We start from the raw sequence: 265 nt of genomic DNA on the forward strand, positions 1-265 counted from the left end.
ATTTCGAAGCAGATACCGTACTTTCAGGTAAAATGAAGGGGCAAGCAGTCGCTACTTTCACAGAAAGATTAAGCCGCTTAACAATCGTTCAACGTTTAGATGGGCGTGATAGTCAATCAATGACTAAAGCTATTATTACACTGGACCGTCATCTAGGCGCCAATTTAAAATCACTGACTGTTGACCATGGGAAAGAATTTGCCAATTATCATCAAATCGAAGATTTGATAAACAAGCCAATGTTTTTCGCACACGCTTATTCTCC

At 39.6% G+C, this 265-nt stretch carries 1 protein-coding gene; it reads left to right on the forward strand.

The window, feature by feature from the left end:
- On the forward strand, positions 1-265 hold a 265-nt coding region (locus H5975_RS08530; protein WP_204785652.1), incomplete at both ends, for an IS30 family transposase.

It is taken from the genome of Limosilactobacillus coleohominis (assembly GCF_016901675.1).
GTDB classification, from domain to species: domain Bacteria; phylum Bacillota; class Bacilli; order Lactobacillales; family Lactobacillaceae; genus Limosilactobacillus; species Limosilactobacillus intestinavium.